General features: G+C 63.3%; 17 protein-coding genes. 15 read left to right on the forward strand and 2 right to left on the reverse strand.

Going from position 1 to position 20,847, the window contains the following annotated elements:
• Positions 1-8: 8 nt before the first annotated feature.
• Positions 9-1,790, forward strand: coding sequence for an ankyrin repeat domain-containing protein (locus K1X11_RS18595; protein ID WP_221030660.1), 1,782 nt, complete (start codon positions 9-11; stop codon positions 1,788-1,790).
• A 111-nt stretch (positions 1,791-1,901) separates the two neighbouring features.
• Here the strand turns inward: K1X11_RS18595 and K1X11_RS18600 are convergent, their stop codons facing one another.
• Both K1X11_RS18600 and K1X11_RS18605 read right to left on the reverse strand, forming a co-directional pair.
• Entirely contained in the window at positions 1,902-3,344 is a 1,443-nt protein-coding gene (locus tag K1X11_RS18600; RefSeq protein WP_221030661.1) for a tetratricopeptide repeat protein, read from the reverse strand.
• Positions 3,341-4,693 (reverse strand): FG-GAP repeat domain-containing protein, encoded by a 1,353-nt coding sequence (locus tag K1X11_RS18605; RefSeq protein ID WP_221030662.1) that lies wholly within the window; start codon positions 4,691-4,693, stop codon positions 3,341-3,343. Before K1X11_RS18605 ends, K1X11_RS18600 begins: the two co-directional genes overlap by 4 nt.
• A gap of 255 nt (positions 4,694-4,948) precedes the next feature.
• Between K1X11_RS18605 and nuoB the strand changes: the two genes are divergently transcribed.
• The 14 genes from nuoB to K1X11_RS18675 all read left to right on the forward strand — a co-directional run bounded on the left by nuoB (position 4,949) and on the right by K1X11_RS18675 (position 20,835).
• Complete coding sequence (gene nuoB / locus K1X11_RS18610; RefSeq protein WP_221030663.1) at positions 4,949-5,455, forward strand: NADH-quinone oxidoreductase subunit NuoB; 507 nt, start codon at positions 4,949-4,951, stop codon at positions 5,453-5,455.
• Between the two features lie 43 nt (positions 5,456-5,498).
• Positions 5,499-6,137 carry an NADH-quinone oxidoreductase subunit C gene (locus K1X11_RS18615; RefSeq protein ID WP_221030664.1) on the forward strand — a complete coding sequence of 213 codons (639 nt, stop codon included), beginning with the start codon at positions 5,499-5,501 and terminating at the stop codon, positions 6,135-6,137.
• 21 nt (positions 6,138-6,158) lie between these two features.
• A complete protein-coding gene (gene nuoD / locus K1X11_RS18620) occupies positions 6,159-7,397 on the forward strand; it encodes an NADH dehydrogenase (quinone) subunit D (protein WP_221030665.1) in 1,239 nt (412 codons plus the stop codon).
• A 25-nt stretch (positions 7,398-7,422) separates the two neighbouring features.
• Positions 7,423-7,911 (forward strand): NADH-quinone oxidoreductase subunit NuoE family protein, encoded by a 489-nt coding sequence (locus K1X11_RS18625; protein WP_221030666.1) that lies wholly within the window; start codon positions 7,423-7,425, stop codon positions 7,909-7,911.
• Between the two features lie 5 nt (positions 7,912-7,916).
• Entirely contained in the window at positions 7,917-9,266 is a 1,350-nt protein-coding gene (gene nuoF / locus K1X11_RS18630) for an NADH-quinone oxidoreductase subunit NuoF (protein WP_221030667.1), read from the forward strand.
• 20 nt (positions 9,267-9,286) lie between these two features.
• The gene (locus tag K1X11_RS18635; protein ID WP_221030668.1) at positions 9,287-10,984 is read left to right on the forward strand and encodes an NADH-quinone oxidoreductase subunit G; all 1,698 of its coding nucleotides are present in this window, start codon (positions 9,287-9,289) and stop codon (positions 10,982-10,984) included.
• A 10-nt stretch (positions 10,985-10,994) separates the two neighbouring features.
• Positions 10,995-12,158 carry a complex I subunit 1/NuoH family protein gene (locus K1X11_RS18640; protein ID WP_221030669.1) on the forward strand — a complete coding sequence of 388 codons (1,164 nt, stop codon included), beginning with the start codon at positions 10,995-10,997 and terminating at the stop codon, positions 12,156-12,158.
• A gap of 24 nt (positions 12,159-12,182) precedes the next feature.
• Positions 12,183-12,725, forward strand: a complete 543-nt coding sequence (locus K1X11_RS18645; protein ID WP_221030670.1) for a NuoI/complex I 23 kDa subunit family protein — start codon at positions 12,183-12,185, stop codon at positions 12,723-12,725.
• Positions 12,726-12,843: 118 nt separating this feature from the next.
• The gene (locus K1X11_RS18650; protein ID WP_221030671.1) at positions 12,844-13,362 is read left to right on the forward strand and encodes an NADH-quinone oxidoreductase subunit J family protein; all 519 of its coding nucleotides are present in this window, start codon (positions 12,844-12,846) and stop codon (positions 13,360-13,362) included.
• On the forward strand, positions 13,359-13,664 hold the full coding sequence (gene nuoK, locus K1X11_RS18655) for an NADH-quinone oxidoreductase subunit NuoK (protein WP_221030672.1): 306 nt from the start codon (positions 13,359-13,361) through the stop codon (positions 13,662-13,664). Before K1X11_RS18650 ends, nuoK begins: the two co-directional genes overlap by 4 nt.
• 5 nt (positions 13,665-13,669) lie before the next feature.
• Complete coding sequence (gene nuoL, locus K1X11_RS18660) at positions 13,670-15,544, forward strand: NADH-quinone oxidoreductase subunit L (protein WP_221030673.1); 1,875 nt, start codon at positions 13,670-13,672, stop codon at positions 15,542-15,544.
• A complete protein-coding gene (locus tag K1X11_RS18665) occupies positions 15,544-17,082 on the forward strand; it encodes a complex I subunit 4 family protein (RefSeq protein ID WP_221030674.1) in 1,539 nt (512 codons plus the stop codon). Before nuoL ends, K1X11_RS18665 begins: the two co-directional genes overlap by 1 nt.
• Positions 17,083-17,121: 39 nt before the next feature.
• Positions 17,122-18,642: an NADH-quinone oxidoreductase subunit N gene (locus tag K1X11_RS18670; RefSeq protein ID WP_221030675.1), complete on the forward strand. Its 1,521-nt coding sequence runs from the start codon at positions 17,122-17,124 to the stop codon at positions 18,640-18,642.
• Between the two features lie 96 nt (positions 18,643-18,738).
• A complete protein-coding gene (locus K1X11_RS18675) occupies positions 18,739-20,835 on the forward strand; it encodes a glycosyltransferase family protein (RefSeq protein ID WP_221030676.1) in 2,097 nt (698 codons plus the stop codon).
• The last annotated feature ends 12 nt before the right edge of the window (positions 20,836-20,847 follow it).

Raw genomic sequence — 20,847 nt, forward strand, 5'->3', positions numbered from 1 at the left:
ATTCCGTTATGAAAACAGTGCTCCCGCTACTGGCCGTCTGTTTCGTTGGTGTGCTTGCTGCAGCCGACGAGAGTCCCACGTTTGTGATCGCTCCGGTGGAGGTCACCACGCACCGGGGAGGCGTGTGGGCCCTGCAGGATCGGCTGCTGGATCACGCCGAATATTTTCAAGTCTCGCCGTCCTATTCCGTCACGCATCGGCGCTTCCGCGATACGCTCGATAGCGAGTCGGATCTGGCGATGGTCAACCTCTCGCTCGGGCGCGAGCGACCGTGGAATGAGGCCGATTTGGAGGGGGCGCAGGTGCATTTTGTGTGGTTGCGGGATGGCGAAATCGAATGGGCGCAGGACGTGCCGGTGGTGGGGAAGTTTCATGCCTCTGGTGCCTTTGCGGCGATGGCGGTGCGTTCTTTGCCGGGAGGGCAGGAGTTGGTTGGCAGCCCCGCGATTTTGGTCTCAAAGGATGGCGAGTTCATCGCGCCGCGTCCGTGGTTTGGTGACAACGCCCGGGCGAATCGAGTGGCTTTCAAAATTGTGGCCGGGATCGATGACGGTCTGGCGACGGACATCGAGGGGCTAGCGGACCCCAATGTGTCGTCGTCGGTCTTCCGCGGCGTGACCTTGGCGCATATCGCGGCCGAAGCCGGTCACGTGAAGGCGTTGGCGGCGTTGGCTGCCGCTGGAGCGGATCTCAATCGCGAAGACCGAAACCGGACGAGTCCGCTGTGGTGGGCGACCGAAAAGAATCGCGTGCAGGCGGTGGAGTGGTTGCTGGAGCAGGGCGTGAAGACCCAGGCAAACCTGGCCGGAAAGCATCTGGTGGAGTCGGCCGTGGAGCGTGGTCACATCGAGGCGGCGGCGGCGATCTATCGGCGCCAAAACAGCAAGGTGTTTCGCGACGAAATGCTGGGAGGCGCGGCCTACGTGGGGAAGCGCGAGCTGAGTCGGGAACTGTTGGCAGACTACAGCAATTTTCGGGTGCGCTGGATGGATGGCGAGCCGCTCTGGTGGGTGGCGCAGTCAGGCGATGTGGAGCTCATGGCGCTGATGCTCGATCGCGGTGTGAATGCCCGACGGCAACCGCACAGTGTGCCGTTGTTGAATCTGGCGGCGAGGGCTGGAGATTTGGCGATGGTGCAACTGCTCGTGGAGCGAGGGGCCAAGGTGAAGGCGCGTGATCCGGCGGGGCGCACGGCGTTGATGGAGGCGACATTGGGCGGGCACGTCGAAGTCGCCGCTTGGTTGATGCAACAGGGCGCGGATGCGACGCGGAAGGATCGGGACGGTCTCAGCGCGCTGCAGGTCGCGGAGCAACGTCAGGACGCGCGTCTCGTCGCGGTCTTGCGCGGCGCGGTTGCGGCGGATGCGTCGTTGGCCGCAGGGTCAGCCCCGGTGATGGCGGAGTGGCAGGTCGATACCAAGCCGCTCTTGCGACAGCGGCCGGCGTTTCGTTTGGTGCGGGAAATGGAAGCGGGGGCCGAGTCGCGCTACCAAGGCCGGGTGGTGCTGACGAGCCCGCTGTCGGTCGGCGGCGCGCAGGTGCTGGGGGAAGAAGGCACCACGGCGGCGTTCCCCTCGGTGTCTTCGATCGAGAGCAACGCGCACTTCGCTTACTGGACGGGGATCATCGAAACGGATGGCACCGTCTCTCACGCGGTGGTGCTCAACGCTGGTCCTTACCCCTTCCGCGCCAACGTCGAGGAGGTGCTTGGCGATTATCGATTCGAACCGGCGCGGCGGGACGGCAAGCCGGTGCGCACGCGCGTGGTGTGGGTGGAAGACCTGCGCTAAAAGTGACTGCACTTAAGCGGTAGCCGGGCTCGGTGAGCCCGGTCTTTGCCTCTCTACGGCGTCACCTGGGGTCAACGACCCCGGCAACAGTGGTGCAGCAGCTTGCTGGCCTCAGATGTTCGGTAGGACGCCGAATTGTTTGCGGTAGGCCTCGCGGAGTTTGCCGGTTTGGTTGCGGTCGATGCGCGGTTGGGCGTCGACCTTTTGCAGCCATTCGTCGGCGCGTTCGCGGTTGCCGGTTTCGATGGCTTGAAAGGCGAGGGCGGTGAGCGCGGTGGGATTGGCCGGATCGTAGACGAGCGCGGTTTCAAACTGGCGCACGGCCTCCGCATTGCGGCCGACGTTGAGGAGCACGATGGCGAGTTCGATGTAGGGCTCGGGCTCGTTGGGGCGCAGGCGAATGGAGGCGCGATAATCGTTGATGGCGGCGCCGTTGTTGTTGGCGGCGCGATGGCGGCGGGCGCGCATGAGGTGCAGGCCAGGCGAGTCGGGCACGGCGTCGAGGCCGGCGTTGAGCACGCGGTCGGCTTCGGCGACGTTGCCGATCTGGGCGAGCGTGCCGCTGAGCTGGGCCCAACCGTCGGCGAAGGACGGGTCGAGCAGGGTGCAGCGGCGGAACTCGGCCATGGCGTCCTGGAACTGGCGCTGCTGCTTGTAGAGGTTGCCGAGCTGGAAGTGGGTGGAGACGTCCAAAGGGTCGAGTTCGAGAGCCCGATGCAGCAGCTCGATGGCGGTATCCGTTTCGCCGATACGGGCTTTGGTGCCGGCTTCGAGGGCGACGCGGAACGGGTCGTAGCAGAAGGCGAGCAGGCCATCGAGCCACGGGTCGGGCGGATCGCGGAAGGCGCCGGAAGCCTCGGCCTGGCCGCGGATGGCGTCGGCTTTGGCGGTCTCGCCGGCGTTTTCGTAGAGGGTGACGATGAGGTCGTAGCCGAGGGTGTAGTTGGTGCGGCGCACGATGGTCTCGAGTTTGTCGAGGGCGGCGGCCTCGTTGCCTTTTTCGATGTCGATGCGGGCGAGGCCGAGCAGGGCGTAGGCGTTGCCGTCATCGATGCGGTCGGCGGCCTCGTAGGCGGCGATCGCACGGGGCAGATCGTTGGACTTGAGGGCGATGTCGCCGATGCGCAGGCGGGCCGGGAGGTAGTCGGGCGCGAGCTCGGTCACGCGGTCCCACAGGGCCAGGGCGTCCTCGGACATGCCGAAGCCGGCGAGGATGGAGGCGTGCAGGTGCGGCCAGCGGGCTTCATTGGGTTCGATTTCGGCGAGGCCTTGGTAGGTGAGGATGGCGGAATCGAAAAAGCCGTTGGCGTGGAGGAGGGCGCTGAGCTCTTTGAGGCCCTTGAGGGAGTCACCGCGGGAGTAGGCCTTGGCTTCGGCGGCGGCGAAGGCGTCGTTGAGCGCGGGCGGGAAACCGGCGGTGTCGGGGATGGGCGGAATCCATGGCGCGACGGCGGCTTGTTGCGCTCCGGCGTTCTTGAGCCAGAAGGCACCGGCGGCGACGCCGCCGAGGAGGAGCACACCGAGGATTAGAGCGATGAGGGCGCGGGGTTTCATGGCTGGGTCGAGTCGGCGGGTTGGGCGTGAGTCCAGAGCATGATGCGGCTGAGATTATCGAAAGGCGGATAGATGTAGAAACCGCCGGTGACGATGCCGGGACGGCCGTCGGCGCTGAAGTGGCCCACGGAGGTGGTGATGAGGTCTTTGGGCGCGCGGGTGAGGATGTGCGGTTTAAAGTGTTGTTTGCCGTCGTTGCGGAACCACATGAGCGAGATCACGTTGCGGTTCTGGTCGTTCCAGTCGGAGTAGGCCGAGGAGGCGACGATATCGAGCGCGCCGTCCTGATCGAGGTCGACCGCGACCGGGGAATAGGCGCCGGGAAAGTTGGCCACGCGGTGGTAGCGGAAGTTGCCGCCGCCGACGTTTTCAAACCATTGCAGGCCGTGCCACGGGCGGGGGCCGGGGGTGGCGGCGGGGCCGAAGCCGTCGCCATTGGTATAGATAAGATCGGGGCGGCCGTCGCCGTTGAGGTCGGCCGAGCTCATGCCGCTGCTGCCGTAGTCCTCGTTGGTGGAGCCCCAGATGCGCTGGACCTTGAAGTTGCCCTTACCGTCGTTGGGGAAGAGGTAGACCTCCTCCCATTGCTGCGAAATGAGCGCGGCGATGTCGGGGGTGCGGTCGCCGTTGAAGTCGTCGACGACGACGTTGATGGCGCCGGAGAGGGGGAGGAGGACGTGGCGCTCGAAATTTTCGGGGATGAGCTCGGGGCCTTTGCGCTCCAGCCAGCTGACGACGCCTTGGTCGTAGCCGAACTGTCCGAGCACGAGGTCAAGCAGACCGTCGCCGTTGAGGTCGGCGGCGCGCATGTCGACGATGCGGTCGGTGTTGGCGAGGACGATGTGGGGCGTGAATTGCTGTTGGCCGTCGTTGACGAGGATGAAGGCGGTGCCGATGCGGTCGTTGTTGGGGAAAACCACGCCCATGCTCGAGATGAGCAGGTCGGTGTGGCCGTCGCCGTTCATGTCGGCCGCCTCCACGTGCACGGGGCCGCTCATATCGGTGGCGAGAACCTGCTCGGGGGCGAAAACGCCGGGGGCGGTCTGGCGGATCCAAATCACCTCGTTGTCCTGCGATTCGCAGAAGACGACGTCGTCGAGCCCATCCTGGTCGAGATCGATGACATTGAGGTTGCCGATCCAGGGCGGGAGCTCGCGCAGGGTGCCGAGTTCGCGGCCGGTGAAGGTCCCAATGGCGTCGACCGGGGCGTTGAGGGTGTTCGTCGTGGTCGATGGCGTGTTCTGGCGGCGCGGCGGCGGTTTGCTGCAGGCGGTCCAGAGCACCAAGGTGGCGAGGCCGAGCAGGATGGGCAGGGGAGAGACGGTGACTGTGCCGGGGCGGGAGGACATGGCGGGGACGGTTTGGCGTCCTCTCCGAACCGAGAAAACGCGGGCTCCTGCACTCATAGAGGGGTGACGGGTGGTCGCAATCCCAAGCTCAGAATGATTAGCAAGCAGCTTGCGGGATAGGAGCAAGGGTTATGCAAATAGTAGACTAACGGGAAAACAGGCCGGTCCGACTTTCTCCAAAAGCGTCTTGCGCGGTTTGGGGGGGATACCGATGCTGAGGCCCATTTTTTGCTCTGGACCTGCAAAATTCGAACCATGGTAACGCCTAACACTGACGTCGCATATGACAGCAAAATCGAAGGAGACATCGTCGTCTCCCGCCTCGATGCTGTCGTTAACTGGATTCGCACGAACTCGATGTGGCCGATGCCGATGGGCCTCGCCTGTTGCGCCATCGAACTGATGGCCGTCGGCGGACCGAAGTTCGACATTGCTCGCTTCGGAGCGGAGGTCATGCGCTTTTCGCCCCGGCAGTCCGACTGCATGATCGTTGCGGGCACGGTGACCTACAAAATGGCGCCGCACTTGCGCCGCATCTACGACCAGATGGCTGAGCCGAAGTGGGTGATCGCCATGGGCGCCTGCGCCTCGTCGGGTGGCATGTATCGCAGCTACGCCACGCTGCAGGGAGTCGATCGCATCGTGCCGGTGGACGTGTATGTGAGCGGATGTCCGCCGCGGCCCGAGGCGCTGTTGGATGCCCTCGTCAAGCTGCAGGACAAGGTTCGCAAGACGCCCTCGTTCAAGAAAAACTTCGCCTAAGTCGGGCTCCGCCGCCCTTCCGATCCCATTCCAGACCTTCCATATGACTGCGCCCGCCGCTGCCGACGTCACTTCCGCCCTTCAGGCCAAATTTCCCTCCGCGACCTCGCGTCCTTCGGTTGACCATCCGGCCTTCAACGTGCCGATGAGTGAGGCGAAGACCGTGCTCCAGTGGCTCCGGGACGAGCAGGGCTTTGACTTCATGAACGATGTGACCGGCATCGACTGGGCGGAGGGCGCTTCGCCGCGGTTCACCACGGTGTGGCACCTGTATTCGACCACTGGGCACCTCTACATCCGCGTCGCCGCCGACAATGCGGACGACGAGAACCCGGTCGCCCCGTCTGTCGTCGATCTCTGGCCCGCCGCCAACTGGCACGAGCGCGAGTGCTGGGACCTGATGGGCATCAAATTTGACGGTCACCCGGACCTGCGCCGCATCCTCATGTGGGAGGGCTACCCGCACCACCCGCTGCGCAAGGAATTCCCCTTGGCCGGCATCGAAACCGAGCTGCCCGACTTGGAAGTCGCCGCGGAAACCCAAGCCAAGGCGATCGCCGCCCCGATGGCAGGCGGTCCCTTCGTCGCCTCCAGCAAGGGCGAGATGAACCTGACCGAAGCCGAGCCTCGCGCCAAGGACGAGAGCTGGAACGAAAAGAAGCCCAAGCCGCACGCGGACTAACCCGCCCAACCACTTTTATCGATGGCCTCCGAATTTACCGTTCCCGACGCCGGCGCCAAAACCGCCGCCGCTGCTGCCAGCCCCGAGTTTGAAACCGAGAAGATGTCCCTCGCCATGGGACCGTCGCACCCGTCGACCCACGGCGTGCTGCGTCTCCAGCTCGAACTCGATGGTGAGACCGTGACCCACTGCGATCCGGTCCTCGGTTACCTGCATCGCGGCGACGAAAAGATCGCCGAGAACATGACCTACAATCAGTTCGTGCCCTACACGGACCGCTTGGACTACCTGGCCCCGCTGGCCAACAACCACGCCTACGCGCACACCGTCGAGCAACTCGCCGGCGTCGAAGTGCCGGATCGCGTGAAGGCCATCCGCGTTCTCACCACCGAAATGGCGCGCGTCTCGTCCCACCTCATGGGCTTGGGAGCTTACGGTCTCGATGTGGGCGCATGGACGGTGTTGCTCTACACCTTCGGCGAGCGCGAGAAGCTCTACACCCTCTTTGAGGAACTCACGGGGGCTCGTTTCACCACCAGCTACAGCCGGATCGGCGGAGTCTCGCGTGATTTGCCGGAGGGCTGGCTCGAGAAGGTTTCCGACTTCTGTGACGGGTTTCTCCCGATGCTGGAGGAGATTCTGCAGCTGCTCACTCGCAACAAGATCTTCCTGGATCGCACAGTCGATGTCGGCGTCATCAGCAAGGAAGACGCGATCGGCTACGGTCTGTCTGGTCCCAACCTGCGCGGCTCCGGCGTGAAGTGCGACCTGCGCAAGGACCGACCCTACTGGGGTTACGAGCAATACGACTTCGATGTCCCGGTCGGCTCCAAGGGCGATTGCTACGACCGCTACCTCTGCCGCGGCGAAGAGATGCGCCAATCGATCCGCATCATCCGCCAAGTCATTGCGAATTTCCCCGCCGGCGACCACTTCGCCAAGGACGCCGTGCGCATCTTCGCCCCGAAGAAGGACAAGGTGCTCACCTCCATGGAGGAGCTCATCAACAACTTCATGATTGTGACCGAAGGTCCGCAGATGCCGGCCGGCGAGGTCTACTTTGAGGCCGAAAACCCGAAGGGCACCCTGGGCTTCTTCGTGGTCAGCAAGGGCGGCGGGGTGCCGTGGCGCCTGAAGATCCGCGGTCCTTCCTTCTGCAACATTTCCATCCTGCCCAAGCTGTGTAAGGACGAACTCGTTTCCGACGTCGTCTCCATCCTCGGTTCGCTCGACTTCGTCATGGGCGAATGCGACCGCTAAACCGCTGTCCGACTTTTCTGATTCGATGAATTTGAAGCCCGAAACCCTGACCCGTATCGACGAGGTCATTACGCACTACCCGGAGAAGCGCAGCGGCACCCTGCCGTTGCTGCACCTCATCCAGGAGGACGTTGGTTACATTTCCGACGAGGCCATCGAGTGGATCGCCGCGAAGCTGGAGCTCCAGCCGATCAATGTCTACGAGGTCGTGACCTTCTACCCGATGTTCCGCCGCAAGCCCATTGGCCGGCGTCACATTCGGGTGTGCCGCACCCTGTCCTGCGCGCTCATGGGCGGCTACAAGACCTGCTCCAAGTTTGAGCAGGAGTTCAACACCCACCGCGGCGAGGTTTCGCCCGATGGCGAGGTGACGATCGAGTTCGTCGAATGCCTCGCCAGCTGCGGCACCGCTCCGGTCGTCATGGTCGACGACGAGCTCCACGAGAACGTCGACGAGGCCAAGGCCAAGGAGATCGCCGACCAGATCAAAGCCGAGGCCGCCAAACGAGGATAAGCACCATGAGCGCACCCGAGCAGACCCGCATCATTTTCAAACACATCGACGAGGAGGGCTACTCCAACGACATCGCCTGCTACCAAAAGCACGGCGGTTACGAGATGCTCAAGCAGGCCGTCACGAAGAAGCCCGAAGACATCCGCGAGGAGGTCAAAAAGTCCGGCCTGCGCGGCCGCGGCGGCGCTGGTTTCTCCTGCGGCCTCAAGTGGTCCTTCGTCGACCGCAAGAGCGGCAAGCCGATCTACCTCATCGTCAACGCCGACGAGTCCGAGCCCGGCACTTTCAAGGACCGTTACATCATTCACCAGGACCCGCATCAGCTCATCGAAGGCACGATGATCTCCTGCTGGGCCAACGACGTGAAGCAGGCCTACATTTACATCCGCGGTGAATTCCCGGAAGGCGCCCGCATCCTCGAGAAGGCCATCCAGGAAGCCCGCGACGCTGGTTTCGTGGGCAAAAACATCCTCGGGACCGACTACTCCTGCGACATCTTCGTCCATCGCGGCGCCGGTGCCTACATCTGCGGCGAAGAGACCGGCCTCATCGAGTCCCTCGAAGGCAAACGCGCCAACCCGCGCATCAAGCCGCCTTACTTCCCGGCCGTGCTCGGCCTCTACCAGTGCCCGACCATCGTGAACAACGTGGAGACGCTCTGCCACGTGAAGCACATCATGGACATGGGCGCCGACGAATACCTCAAGATCGGCACGCCCAACAACACCGGCACCCGCATCCTTTGCGTCTCCGGCCACGTCAAGAAGCCCGGTTATTACGAGTTCGCCTGCGGTGACGTGACCCTGGGGCAACTGCTCTACGACGTCTGCGGTGGTCCGCGCGAAGGCCGCACCTTCAAGGCTGTCATCCCCGGTGGTTCTTCGGCCAAGATCCTGCGCTTTGGCGAGAAGTTCACCCTCAAGAACAAGGATGGTTCGACCCGTGAGATCGGCGTTGAAGACATCCCGATGGACTTCGACACCCTCGCCGCCTGCGGCACCATGGGTGGTTCCGGTGGCGTCATCGTGATGGATGACTCCGTCAACATCGTCGAGGCCCTCGCCAACATCAACGCGTTCTACTCCCATGAGAGCTGCGGCCAGTGCACGCCCTGCCGCGAAGGCTCCCTGTGGATGAAGAAAATCTCCTCCCGCATGGTCCACGGCGACGCCCGCCCCGAGGACGGCGAACTGCTCAAGAGCGTCGCCGACCAGATCGCCGGCCGCACCATTTGCGCCTTTGGTGAAGCCTGCTCCTGGCCGACCCAAAGCTACGTCCTTAAATTCGGCGACGAGTTCAAAGCCTATCCTGAGGCCAAAAAGAACAAGTCCGCCGACGCCCTCGAACTCATCTGAGCCGATCCCGTTTTTCCGCAATGATTCAGCCCGCCCAACCCGAGCTCGTGACCGTCACCATCGACGGCAAAGAGGTCTCCGTGCCCAAGGGCACCAATGTGATCGAGGCCGCTCGCCTGGTCGGCACCGACGTGCCGCACTATTGCTATCACCCGAAGCTGTCCATCGCCGGCAACTGCCGTATGTGTCTCATCGAGATGGGCATGCCCATGGCCGACCGCGCCACCCGCGAGCCGATCATGGACCCGGAGACCGGCAAACAGAAGATCGGCTGGATCCCGCGTCCGCAGATCGGCTGTGCGACCAACGTCGCTCCCGGCATGCACATCAAGACCCAGTCGCCGCTCATCAAGGAGTGCCGCGAGGGCGTGATGGAGTTCCTGCTCATCAATCACCCGCTCGACTGCCCGATCTGTGACCAAGCCGGCGAGTGCAAGCTGCAGGAACAGGCCACCGGTTACGGCCGCGGCTACTCCCGCTTCATCGAGCAGAAGAACGTCAAACCCAAGCGCACCCAGCTCGGCCCCCGGGTCATGCTCGATGACGAGCGCTGTGTGCTCTGCTCCCGCTGCATCCGTTTCTCCAAGGAAGTCGCCAAGGACGACGTGCTCGGCTTCGTCGATCGCGGTTCCTACTCCACGCTCACCTGCTACCCGGGCAAGGAGTTGGCCAACAACTACTCGCTCAACACCGTCGATATCTGCCCGGTCGGCGCGCTCACTTCGACGGACTTCCGTTTCAAGATGCGCGTCTGGTTCCTCAAGCAGACCAACAGCATCGACACGGAGTCCTCCGTCGGCGCCAATACCGTCGTCTGGTCCCGTGAAGGCGTGATCTACCGCATCACCCCGCGCCGCAACGACGAGGTCAACGACACCTGGATGGCCGACTCCGGTCGCGTCCTCTACAAGGAAGTCCAGGCCGCCAACCGTCTCACGGCCATCTCCGCCAACGGCGCGACCGCGACCCTCGAGGGCGCCATCGCCGCCGCCGCCGAACTCGCCAAGGGCGGCAACGTCGCCGTGGTTGGCTCCGGTCGCAGCTCGGTCGAGGAACAGTTCCTCACCAAGAAGCTCGCCGCTGCCGTTGATGGGGAAGCGTTCCTCGTCGGTCGGGTAGGGGAGGGCGACGGTCTGCTCATCTCCGCCGACCGCAACCCGAACACCCGCGGTGCGCTCGTCACCGGTCTCATCGATAAACTGCCCGAGTCGGACCTCAGCGCCCTCGGTGCCGAGATCGATGCCGGTCGCGTGAAGACGATCATCAGCGTGGGCGAGGACCTGAGCGCCGCCGGCCTCAGTGCCGAGCAACTCGCCAAGGTCGCCATCGTTTTCATCGGCACGCACGGCAGCGACACCACCGCCGCCGCCAAGGTCGTCATCCCGACTCTCACCGTCTTCGAGAAGAACGGCTCCTTCATCAATCAGCAGTTCCGCCTGCAGAAGTTTGCCAAGGCCATCCCCGGTCCGGCCGGCGCCATCGACGACCTCGTGGTCCTCGATGAACTCATCGCCGCGCTCGGCGGTGAAGCCACCGACGGCGATCTGAAGTCGGTCTGGAAGAGCCTCAATGCCGAGGTCAGCCAACTGGCCAATGTCACCTACGCCAACCTGCCCGCCACCGGCCTGCTGCTCGACAGCTCCGCTTGGGCCGGCCTCAGCTTCCCGGAAGGCGAATCCCTTCATTTCAAACCCGCGGCCGCCGAAGCCAGCGCCTGAAACCTGAGCCATGAGTGAGTTCTACTTCAGTCTTCCCCTCCTGCTCCGCCTCGCCCTCCAAGGCGTCGCGGTGATTGCAGTGCTGTTCCCGCTGGCGGGCGCCTGCTCCATGGCTGAGCGCAAGGTGTCGGCCTGGATTCAGGGCCGTCCCGGCCCCAGTCGCGCCATCGTGCCGTGGCTGGCCTGGATCCCGGGCATCGGGTTCCTGCAGCGCCTGGGCGTGTTCCACTTCACCGCCGACGGCGGCAAGATGTTCCTTAAGGAGGACGTCATTCCGGGGCACGTGAACAAGTTCTACTATTACCTCGCGCCCCTCGTGGCCGTCGTGCCGGCGCTGTGCACCGTGGTGTTTGTGCCTTTCGGCGCCTATTGGGATGCGGCGACCGCGATGATGAAGCCCATCATCCTCGCCAATACCGATATCGGCATCCTGGCCGTTTTCGCGGTGAGTTCCCTGGGCGTCTATTCGCTCATTCTCGCCGGTTGGGCCTCCAACTCGAAGTATCCCTTCCTCGGTGGCGTGCGTGCCTCCGCGCAGCTCATCTCCTACGAGCTGTCGATGACTCTCTCGATCCTGCCGGTCTTCCTGTGGGTCAACGTCCCCGGAGGTGAGGGCACCCTCAGCCTCTTTGCGGTGGTCGAGGCGCAGACGCAGCCGGGCTTCTTCGGTGGCATGTGGAACATCTTCCTCATGCCCCTGAGCGCCTTCATCTTCATGGTTGCGCTCTTTGCTGAGACCAATCGCCAGCCCTTCGATATGCCGGAATCCGAGGCCGACCTCGTGGGCGGTTTCCACACCGAATACGGTGAACTTAAGTGGGGCCTCTTTTTCGTGGCCGAATACGCTCACATGTTCATCGGTTCCGGCGTCTTCATGATTCTCTTCTGCGGTGGTTGGAATCCGCTGCCGTGGGTCTCGCTGGCCGACCTGCTCGGCTGGCTCGGCGGCTTCGCGCCGATCTTCCTCAACCCGGTCGTCAGCGGCCTCATCGCCATCGGCATCTTTCTGGCGAAGCTCATCTTCTCGATCTTCGTCTTCATGTGGGTGCGCTGGACCTTGCCGCGCTTCCGCTACGACCAAGTCATGAAGATGGGTTGGCAGAAACTCCTGCCCCTCTCCATCGGCAACCTCATCTTCTACGCGATCGCCATCGCGATCATCGAACGCAGCTAACCGCAGCCACCGGCCCTTTCTGCCATGTCTTTCAAAACCGTCGAACGCAAGCCGCTCACCCTCGCTGAGCGCACCTACATCCCGCAGATTCTGGGCGGGATGAAGACCACGTTCAAACACCTCGTGAAGCCCAAGGAGACCCTCGAGTATCCCGAGGCGCGTCCCGCGATCCTGCCTGGCTACCGTGGTGTGCCCACGCTGGTGATGGATCCTAACGGCCGCGAGAAGTGCGTGTCCTGCCAGCTCTGCGAATTCGTTTGCCCGCCCAAAGCCATCCGCATCAAGCCGGGTGAGATCGCGGCCGAATCCACCAACGCCCATGTCGAGAAGGCTCCCGAGGAGTTCGATATCGATATGCTGCGCTGCATCTACTGCGGCCTCTGCCAGGAAGTCTGCCCCGAGGAGGCGATCTGGCTGCAGAACGTCTTTTCCGTTTCCGGCTACTCCCGCGACGAGATGGTCAATAACAAGCAGCGCCTCTACGAACTCGGCGGCACGCTGCCCGACCAACACTTCAAGTGGGACAAGAAAAAGGCGGCTGAGGAAGCCGGCAACGACGCCCACTAAAAACGCTGAAAAGCTGAAAAACTAAAAAGCTAAAAGCTATCGGCTCCGACCCCCTCCACTTCATTTCCAGCAATCTGTTTCAGAATTTCAGATTCCAGCGTTTCAGCTTTTTCCGCCCATGGCAGACATCCTGTTCCACATCTTCGCAGTCCTGATCGTGCTCAGCTCGATCATGGTGGTGTTGAACCACAACGCGGTGAACTCCGCTTTATGGTTCCTACTCGGCCTCGTGGGCGTATCCGCGATGTTCGTGCTGCTCGACGCGTTCCTCTTGGCGGCGCTCATGATCCTCGTCTATGCCGGCGCGGTCGTGGCGCTGTTCCTCTTCATCATCATGCTGCTCGACATGCAGGGTGGTGAACGCCCGCCGTTCTCCAAGCCCACCGCGGTCGCCGCCGTCATCGGCTCCGGTCTGTTGGTGGTCTGCGTGATGACCTTCGTGCGCGGTGCGATGGCCCTGCCCAAGACCAGCGCCGAGCAGGTCCCGGCTTACGGTGCCACCCTCAAGAACTACGCCGACCAACTCTTCACCACCTACCTCCTGCCCGTGCAGGTCGTCGGTTTCCTGCTCCTCATCGCCATGCTGGGTGTGATCGTGCTCTCCAAGAAATTTGAAGGACTGGAGGACGTGAAATGACCATCGGACTCACCGAATATCTCGTCCTCTCCGCCATTGTTTTCGCCATCGGGTTTGTGGGTGTGCTCATCCGCAAGAACACCCTGGTGATCTACATGTGCCTCGAGCTCATGCTCGTCGCCTCCACCATCGCGCTCGTCGCCTTCTCGCGCTTCAACGGCACGATGGACGGCAACGTCTTCGTCTTCTTCATCCTTACCGTCGCCGCTGCCGAAGTGGCGGTCGGTCTCGCCATCATTGTCGCGCTCTTCCGCCGTCGTCAGACCGTGCAGGTTGAGAAGCTCAACGCGCTCAAGAACTGATCGCCATGGAGTCCAGCCAACTCGCTCTCATTTCCCTGCTGACGCCGCTCGTTTCGGCGACGGTCATCGCGCTGTTTTTGCGGCGCGCCGGGGCGCTCGCGTCCTACCTCTCGACGGCCGCGGCCGCCGTGACGATGGTCACCGCGCTCATGCTCGCTTACGGCGGTCATCGCTTCGATGACTCCCATGAGTGGTTCGCCCTCGGGGATTTCACCCTCTCGCTCGGCATCAAGTTCGATGACCTCGCCGCTCTCATGCTCAGCATCGTGGGTGTCGTCGGCTTCTGCGTGCACCTCTTCTCGCTCGGTTACATGAACGACGACGACTCCAAGGCCCGCTTTTTCGGCGGTCTGTCGATCTTCATGTTCTCCATGATCGGGATCGTCTTCGCAGACAATCTCTTCATGATGTTCATCTTCTGGGAGTTGGTCGGTTTCAGCTCCTACCTGCTGATCAACCACTACTGCCTCAAGCAGTCCGCGGCCGATGCCTCGAAGAAGGCCTTCATCGTCAACCGCGTGGGTGACTTCGGTTTCCTCCTCGGCATCCTCATGTGCTACTGGCACTTCGACACGGTGACCCTCAGCGAGCTGCCCGACGCCATCGCCGGGGGCAAGCCGCTCATCGCTGCGATTCCGCTGCTGCTTTTCTGCGGTGCGGTCGGCAAGTCGGCCCAGATGCCGCTGCACGTGTGGCTGCCGGACGCCATGGAAGGTCCGACCCCGGTGTCGGCCCTCATCCATGCCGCCACCATGGTTGCTGCCGGTATCTACATGCTGTGCCGCATCGAGGTGCTGATGGTCGCGCAAGCCCTGCAGGTCATCATGTGGGTCGGCACGGTCACCGCCCTTTACGCCGCCCTCTGCGCCATCGTGCAGAGCGACATCAAGAAGGTGCTGGCCTACTCCACGCTGTCCCAGCTCGGCTACATGGTCGCCGCCTTCGGCCTGGGTTCGCTCGCCACTGAGCATGACGGCCACGAGGTGCTCATCTCCGCCGGTGTCGGCGCCGCGATGTTCCACCTCACCACCCACGCCTTCTTCAAGGCGCTCATGTTCCTCGGTTCCGGTTCCGTCATCCACGGCTGCCACCACGAGCAGAACATCTTCAAGATGGGTGGCCTGCTGAAGAAGATGCCGATCACGGGCATCACCTTCACCATCGGCGTGCTGGCCATCTCCGGTTTGCCCTTCATCTCCGGTTTCTTCTCCAAAGACGCCATCCTGCATCTCGCGCAGGTTAAGAGCACGCCGGTCTTCGCCATCCTCGTCTTCACCGCGGTGCTCACCACCTTCTACATGGTGCGCATGTGGCGTATCACCTTCCTGGGCACGACGCGCAGCGAGGCCGCGTCCCACGCGCATGAAAGTGGGCTCACCATGACGGTGCCGCTCATCGTGCTGGCAGTCCTGTCCCTCTTCGGCGGTTACACCCACGGCGGCCTCGGTTTCATCTACGGTCACAGCTTCGACGGCGTCTGGTCGCAGATCCCGCACGCCGAGGGCGCGAGCGTTTACATCATGTCGCTCGCCATCATCGCCATCGGTGCAGGCCTGGCCTTCGCGCTCTACAAGCCGAGTGAGACCGACGGTCTCGCCGCCAAGGCCCCCGGTCTCTTCACCGGCCTCACCATGGTCAAGGAAGCGCCCGACACCGCCTACAACTATTACGTCGGCAAGATCCAGGATCGCTTCGCGATGCTGCTGAACTTCCTCGAACAAATCTTCCTCGCCGGTCTCATCATCCGCGGACTGGCCGGAGTGGTGGGTCTATTCGGTCTCGGCGCCCGTGCGCTGCACACCGGTAACCTGCACGCCTACATTTATTGGTTCCTGCTCGGAGCGGTCGCGCTCTGGGGCTTCGCGGGAGGGCTTTTCTGATGCAAAGTTTCGATATCCTGTTGTTCGCGATTATGTCGCCGCTGGCCCTCGCGCTGGCGATGGCGCTCGGTCTGCCTGAAGGACTGGGCAAGAAACTCGCCTACGTGGCCTTTGCGCTGCCGGCCCTCGCCGGTCTCTGCGCCTGGTATCGTTTTGCCGGTGCGCCCACCGAGGGCGGTTATGCCTTCCTCACCAGCTACAACACTGGCCTGTCCAACATGGGCATTCAGCTCACGCTGGGCCTCAACGGCATCTCCCTGCCGCTCTTCGTGATGGCTGGCTTGGTCGGTCTCGCGGCCGGTCTCTACGCGCTGCAGTCCGCCGCCGAGCGGCTCAACACCTACATCATGCTGCTCCTTATCATGCAGGGCGGTCTGATGGGCGTGTTCGCCAGCGTGGACGTGTTCTTCTTCTACTTCTTCCACGAACTCGCCCTCATCCCGACCTTCATCATGGTCGGCATCTGGGGTGGTCGGGACCGCAACTACGCGGCCATGAAGATGACGATTTACCTGACCGTCGGCGCCATGCTTTCGCTGATCGGTCTCATCGCCATCTACTACCAGAGCGGCGCGAAGACCTTCGACATGATCGCGCTGCGCGCGGCCATCGCCGAGCATGGTCTCTCCACCGTCGCCCAGCAGAACATCTTCGGTCTGCTCATGTTCGGCTTCGGCGTGCTGGTCTCGCTCTGGCCGCTGCACACCTGGGCTCCGCTCGGCTACGGCGCGGCGCCGAGCTCGGTCGCCATGCTGCACGCTGGCGTGCTCAAGAAGTTTGGTCTCTACGGCCTCATCCAAGTGGCGCTGCCTTTGCTCCCGCAGGGCGCCAGCCACTGGGCCACGATCCTCGCCGTGCTCGCGGTGGTCGGTAACGTCGTCGTCGTTGGTATCATCACGATCGCGCAGAAGGACCTCAAACAGCTCGTCGGTTACAGTTCGGTCATGCACATGGGTTATGCCTTCCTCGGCATCGCCTGCATCTCGACCATCGGTATCGGTGGTGTGGTCTTCATGATGGTGGCGCACGGTTTCTCCGCCGCGCTGCTCTTCCTGCTCTCGACCAGCATCTACCACCGCACCCAGACCTTCGACCTCGATGAAATGGGTGGTCTGGTGAAACACGCGCCGGTGCTCTCCGCCTTCTTCGTCGCCGCCACGCTGGCCAGCATCGGCCTGCCGGGCTTTGCCAACTTCTGGGGCGAGCTCACGATCTTCGTGGCTGCCTGGAAGAGCTTCCCGACGCTAACGGTGCTCTCCGTCACTGGCATCATCATCTCTGCCATCTACGGCCTGCGCGCTGCCGCCAAGGTCTTCTTTGGTCCGCAGACCGAAGCCTTCGACAAGGTGCTGGCGGAAAAGCCGGCCACCGACCTCAACTGGGCCGAAAAGCTGCCGGCGTTGCTCCTCCTCGCCGGACTGCTGGTCTTCGGTTTCTGGCCCAAGGCCTTCACCGCCCCGATCAACGACTCCGTCACCGAGATCTACGCCGCCGCCGCGGCGGTCACGCCCACCGACGCCGATGTCGCCCGCAACTGATCTGATTTCCTCCCGCTTCACGCCTGATTCGCCGCTGCGATGAATTACACCGAACTTCAACAAGCCGCCGCTTCCAACCAATGGCTCGCCATCGCGCCCGAGCTGATGGTCGCCTGCCTCGCGCTGCTGCTCCTCATCTTTGAGATCGTGCTGCCTAAGCAGAAGCACGACATCATCCCGACCCTGTCCATCGTCGGCCTGCTCGCCATCATCGGCGGCCTGATCATCAACTACAACACGGTCTTCCTTGGTCGCGAGACCTTCAACGGTCTGCTCAAGCACACCGGCACGGGACAGTTCATGCGGATGTTCTTCCTGCTCGCGGCCACCGGCGTGAGCGTGCTCGGCACCGTGGCCCTCAAGCGCCAGAAGATGCCCAAGGTCGAGTTCTTCGCCATCACCCTCGTGGTGACCGCGGCGATGATGCTCCTGGCGCAGTCCAACCACTTCGTGATGCTCTTCGTGGCGCTCGAAACCATCACGGTCGGTTTCTACGTGCTGGTGAGCTACACCCGCACCAACCCGCTCTCTCTCGAAGCTGGTTTGAAGTATCTCGTGATGGGCGCCCTCAGCTCGGCCATCCTGCTCTTCGGTATCGTGCTCCTTTACGGTGTGGCCGGTAACCCGGGCCTGCCGCAAAACACGGCGGACGCCATGGGCTTCGAAAGCCTGCGCGCCTTCCTGTTGGCCAACCCCGACAACGTGCTGGCCTCCATCGGCATCGTGCTCGTGATCTCCGGTGTCGCCTTCAAGATCGGCGCGGTGCCGTTCCAGATCTGGATCCCCGATGTGTATCAAGGCGCCCCGACTCCCGTCACCGCCTTCCTCGCCATCGCCTCCAAGGCCGCCGGCTTCGCCATCCTGCTCACCCTCGTGAGCGTGTTCAGCCCCTACGCGGCGCTGGTCACCAAGGTGCTCACTGTCATGGCGATTGTGACCATCCTCTTCGGCAACATTGCCGCGCTCACCCAGCACAACGTGAAGCGCCTCATCGGTCTCTCCGGTGTCTCGCACGCCGGTTACCTGCTCATCGGCGTGGTCGCCGCCATGCACGTGCCCTTCGCCGTCGGTGCGATCTGCTTCTACCTCTTTGCCTACCTGCTGGCCTCGCTGGCCGTCTTCGGCGTGATGACTCACGTCTCGGGCGACGACGACGCCGATCAGGACCTCGATCACTACGCCGACCTCGCCAAGGAATATCCCTTCCTCGGCGCCGTGCTCGGCGTGGGACTCGGTTCGCTCGCTGGCATCCCGCCGCTGGCCGGCTTCATGGGTAAGCTGATGGTCTTCCTCGCCGCGTTTGAAGCCGGACTCTATCCGCTGCTCGCCGTCGCCATCGTCGGTGTGGTGCTCTCGATCTACTACTACTTCGGTTGGATCAAGGCCGCCTTCTTCCCGCAATGGCGTCCGCCGGTGTTTGAAGGGGATGACCCGATTCCCGAGCCCCCGCGCCAGCCGGTCGGCACGACCGCGCGTATCCTGCTCGCCACCGCCGCCCTCGCTTCGGTCTTCCTCGGTTTCTACCAAGGTCCGATCGGTGCCTGGCTCGGCCTCGGCTGAGGCGCTCGCTCACGCGCAACGCGTATCGCCTGACTCCCCATGGCGTTAAACGCAGCCCGACCCACCCCCCGATTTTCGGCCGGGTGGGTTTGTTTTTTGGTCACCTTCGTTTTGGCGATCGGGTGGGCGGGATTCACCGACCACGTTTGGGAAGATTATTTCATCACCTATCGCGCCTCGAAGAATCTGGCGCAGGGCGACGGCCTGGTCTTCCAGCCGGGCGAAAAGCTGCACACCTTTACCTCCCCGCTCGGCGTGCTGCTGCCGGCGGTGGCCCACCTGATGGCCGGGCGCGGATCGGACATCGTGACGTTGTGGATTTTTCGTGTGATGGGGGCTCTGGCTTTTGCCGGCGCGGTCACCCTCGCGTGGGCGGCGTTGCGCCGCAGCTTGGGCGCGAACGGGGATATCATGAAGTGGTGGCTGCTGCCGCTGCTGTTGGCGCTGGATACGAAGTGCCTGGATTACGCGACCAACGGCATGGAGACCCCATTCCTGCTGCTCTCCTTTGCCTGGGGCCTGTGGGCGGTGGCCGCCCGCTTTCCGCGCTCGGCGCTCTCCATCGGTGGGGCGTGTGCGTTGATGCTGTGGAGTCGTCCGGACGCGGTGGTTTACATCATGGGTTTGGCGATTGCGGTGCTGTTGTTTGAACCGCGCGAAGGCGGCGCCAGTTTCGCGGCCCGGTTTGGGTTGTGGGTGCGTAGCGCCGTCGTCACCACCGCGCTGTATCTGCCCTGGTTGATCTGGTCGACATGGTATTACGGCACCCCGATCGCGCACACGATTGCGGCCAAGGGCCTGTTTGCCGGCGAGCGTTCGGTGGGGGACATCTTGCTGGGCTTCGTGTCGCGGCCGTTCCACATGCCTAGCGAATGGTCGGCCACCTTTTTGCCGCCTTACGCGCCGTATATCGAATGGCCGGCGGGCCTCGGGATCATCTCCATCGTCGTGGCCGTGCTCTCTTGCCTGCTTTGGGTCTGGCCGCGGTTTCCGTGGTTGGTGCGGGTGGCGTCTTTCGTGGCTTTGGTGGGACACAGTTACCTGCTCAACTTTGTCGGTTTTGGGGTGCCTTGGTATTATCCGGCGGTCGCCTTCTTCGGCCTGTTCGCGGTCGGCGGCGCGCTCTGGCATCTGGCTTCGAGTTGGGTCGACCGACCGCGGTTGCGGCGAGTCGTCGTGTGGGCGGGCGCCGCGCTGACTGTCTTTCTGGCCGCCAACACCGTGATGGCGGCGCAACAACTCAAGTGGCAGCAGCGGCTGGTGGAGTGGGGCAACCGTCGGGTGATCGGGGAGTGGCTGCGGGACCACGCGTCCACGCCCACCGACACCGTGTTCCTCGAGCCGCTGGGTTACATCGGATTCTTTTCGCAGCTCAAAATGCTGGATTACCCGGGCCTGTGTGCGCCGGAGGTGGTCGCGGCCCGCACGCGCACTTACGCCCGCTCGTATCCGGAATGTTGGCACGAATTGATCATGGCGCTCGAACCCGACTGGCTGGTGCTGCGGGACTGGGAAATCGAACGCATCCAACACAACGCGCCGGATCTGCTGTGGGTCGATTACACCCGGGCGGAAGTCTTTGATGTGCGGGATCAGGTGCGGGCGGTGCCGTGGGTGCCCGGGCGCGCTTACCTCATCAACGACGGTCGCTTCACGGTTTATCGCCGCGTCAAAGCGAAGACTCCGGCGCTGGAGCCCAACGTATTCCGCCGGTCCCTTGGCGTGGAGCAATGGGAGGTCGCGGAGAGTGGTTTCCAACAACCGTATCTGGCGGGCGACGTCCTGCTCAGCCACGCGCCCTCCCGGCTGCAGAAAACGTTTCAGGGAGGAGCCGACATGACGCTCCGCGGTCAGTTTGGCATCCTGCCCGGCGCCTACGCTGACCCGATGAATGCCACCGATGGGGCCGTGTTTACCGTCCGAGTCCGCACCGCTGCGGGTGAAGAACGGGTCCTGTTGGAGCGGGCCTTGGATCCGGTCGAAGTCACCGCCGATCAGGGGGCGCAAGCGCTCGAATTGTCGCTGCCCCCCGACACCGCGTGGCTGTCACTGGAAATCACCCCCGGCCCCGCGGGCAGTGCCGACTTTGACTGGACCTATTGGCAGGACCTGCGCGTCGTGCAGCCGCTGTGGCCCGACGGGTTTCGCGGAACGTGGGAACCTGCGGCTGGTCCTGCCCAGAGGTTAGACTGAATTCGTCCGGCG

The sequence above is a fragment of the Actomonas aquatica genome (assembly GCF_019679435.2).
Taxonomy (GTDB): domain Bacteria; phylum Verrucomicrobiota; class Verrucomicrobiia; order Opitutales; family Opitutaceae; genus Actomonas; species Actomonas aquatica.

Excerpts from the sequence above, each read along its gene's own strand:
- nuoD (WP_221030665.1), top strand. The coding sequence starts at position 6,159 with ATGGCCTCCGAATTTACCGTTCCCGACGCCGGCGCCAAAACCGCCGCC.
- K1X11_RS18670 (WP_221030675.1), top strand. The coding sequence starts at position 17,122 with ATGAATTACACCGAACTTCAACAAGCCGCCGCTTCCAACCAATGGCTC.
- K1X11_RS18600 (WP_221030661.1), bottom strand. The coding sequence starts at position 3,344 with ATGAAACCCCGCGCCCTCATCGCTCTAATCCTCGGTGTGCTCCTCCTC.
- nuoK (WP_221030672.1), top strand. The coding sequence starts at position 13,359 with ATGACCATCGGACTCACCGAATATCTCGTCCTCTCCGCCATTGTTTTC.
- K1X11_RS18640 (WP_221030669.1), top strand. The coding sequence starts at position 10,995 with ATGAGTGAGTTCTACTTCAGTCTTCCCCTCCTGCTCCGCCTCGCCCTC.
- nuoL (WP_221030673.1), top strand. The coding sequence starts at position 13,670 with ATGGAGTCCAGCCAACTCGCTCTCATTTCCCTGCTGACGCCGCTCGTT.
- K1X11_RS18650 (WP_221030671.1), top strand. The coding sequence starts at position 12,844 with ATGGCAGACATCCTGTTCCACATCTTCGCAGTCCTGATCGTGCTCAGC.
- K1X11_RS18665 (WP_221030674.1), top strand. The coding sequence starts at position 15,544 with ATGCAAAGTTTCGATATCCTGTTGTTCGCGATTATGTCGCCGCTGGCC.
- nuoF (WP_221030667.1), top strand. The coding sequence starts at position 7,917 with ATGAGCGCACCCGAGCAGACCCGCATCATTTTCAAACACATCGACGAG.
- K1X11_RS18635 (WP_221030668.1), top strand. The coding sequence starts at position 9,287 with ATGATTCAGCCCGCCCAACCCGAGCTCGTGACCGTCACCATCGACGGC.
- K1X11_RS18625 (WP_221030666.1), top strand. The coding sequence starts at position 7,423 with ATGAATTTGAAGCCCGAAACCCTGACCCGTATCGACGAGGTCATTACG.
- K1X11_RS18645 (WP_221030670.1), top strand. The coding sequence starts at position 12,183 with ATGTCTTTCAAAACCGTCGAACGCAAGCCGCTCACCCTCGCTGAGCGC.
- nuoB (WP_221030663.1), top strand. The coding sequence starts at position 4,949 with ATGGTAACGCCTAACACTGACGTCGCATATGACAGCAAAATCGAAGGA.
- K1X11_RS18615 (WP_221030664.1), top strand. The coding sequence starts at position 5,499 with ATGACTGCGCCCGCCGCTGCCGACGTCACTTCCGCCCTTCAGGCCAAA.
- K1X11_RS18605 (WP_221030662.1), bottom strand. The coding sequence starts at position 4,693 with ATGTCCTCCCGCCCCGGCACAGTCACCGTCTCTCCCCTGCCCATCCTG.
- K1X11_RS18595 (WP_221030660.1), top strand. The coding sequence starts at position 9 with ATGAAAACAGTGCTCCCGCTACTGGCCGTCTGTTTCGTTGGTGTGCTT.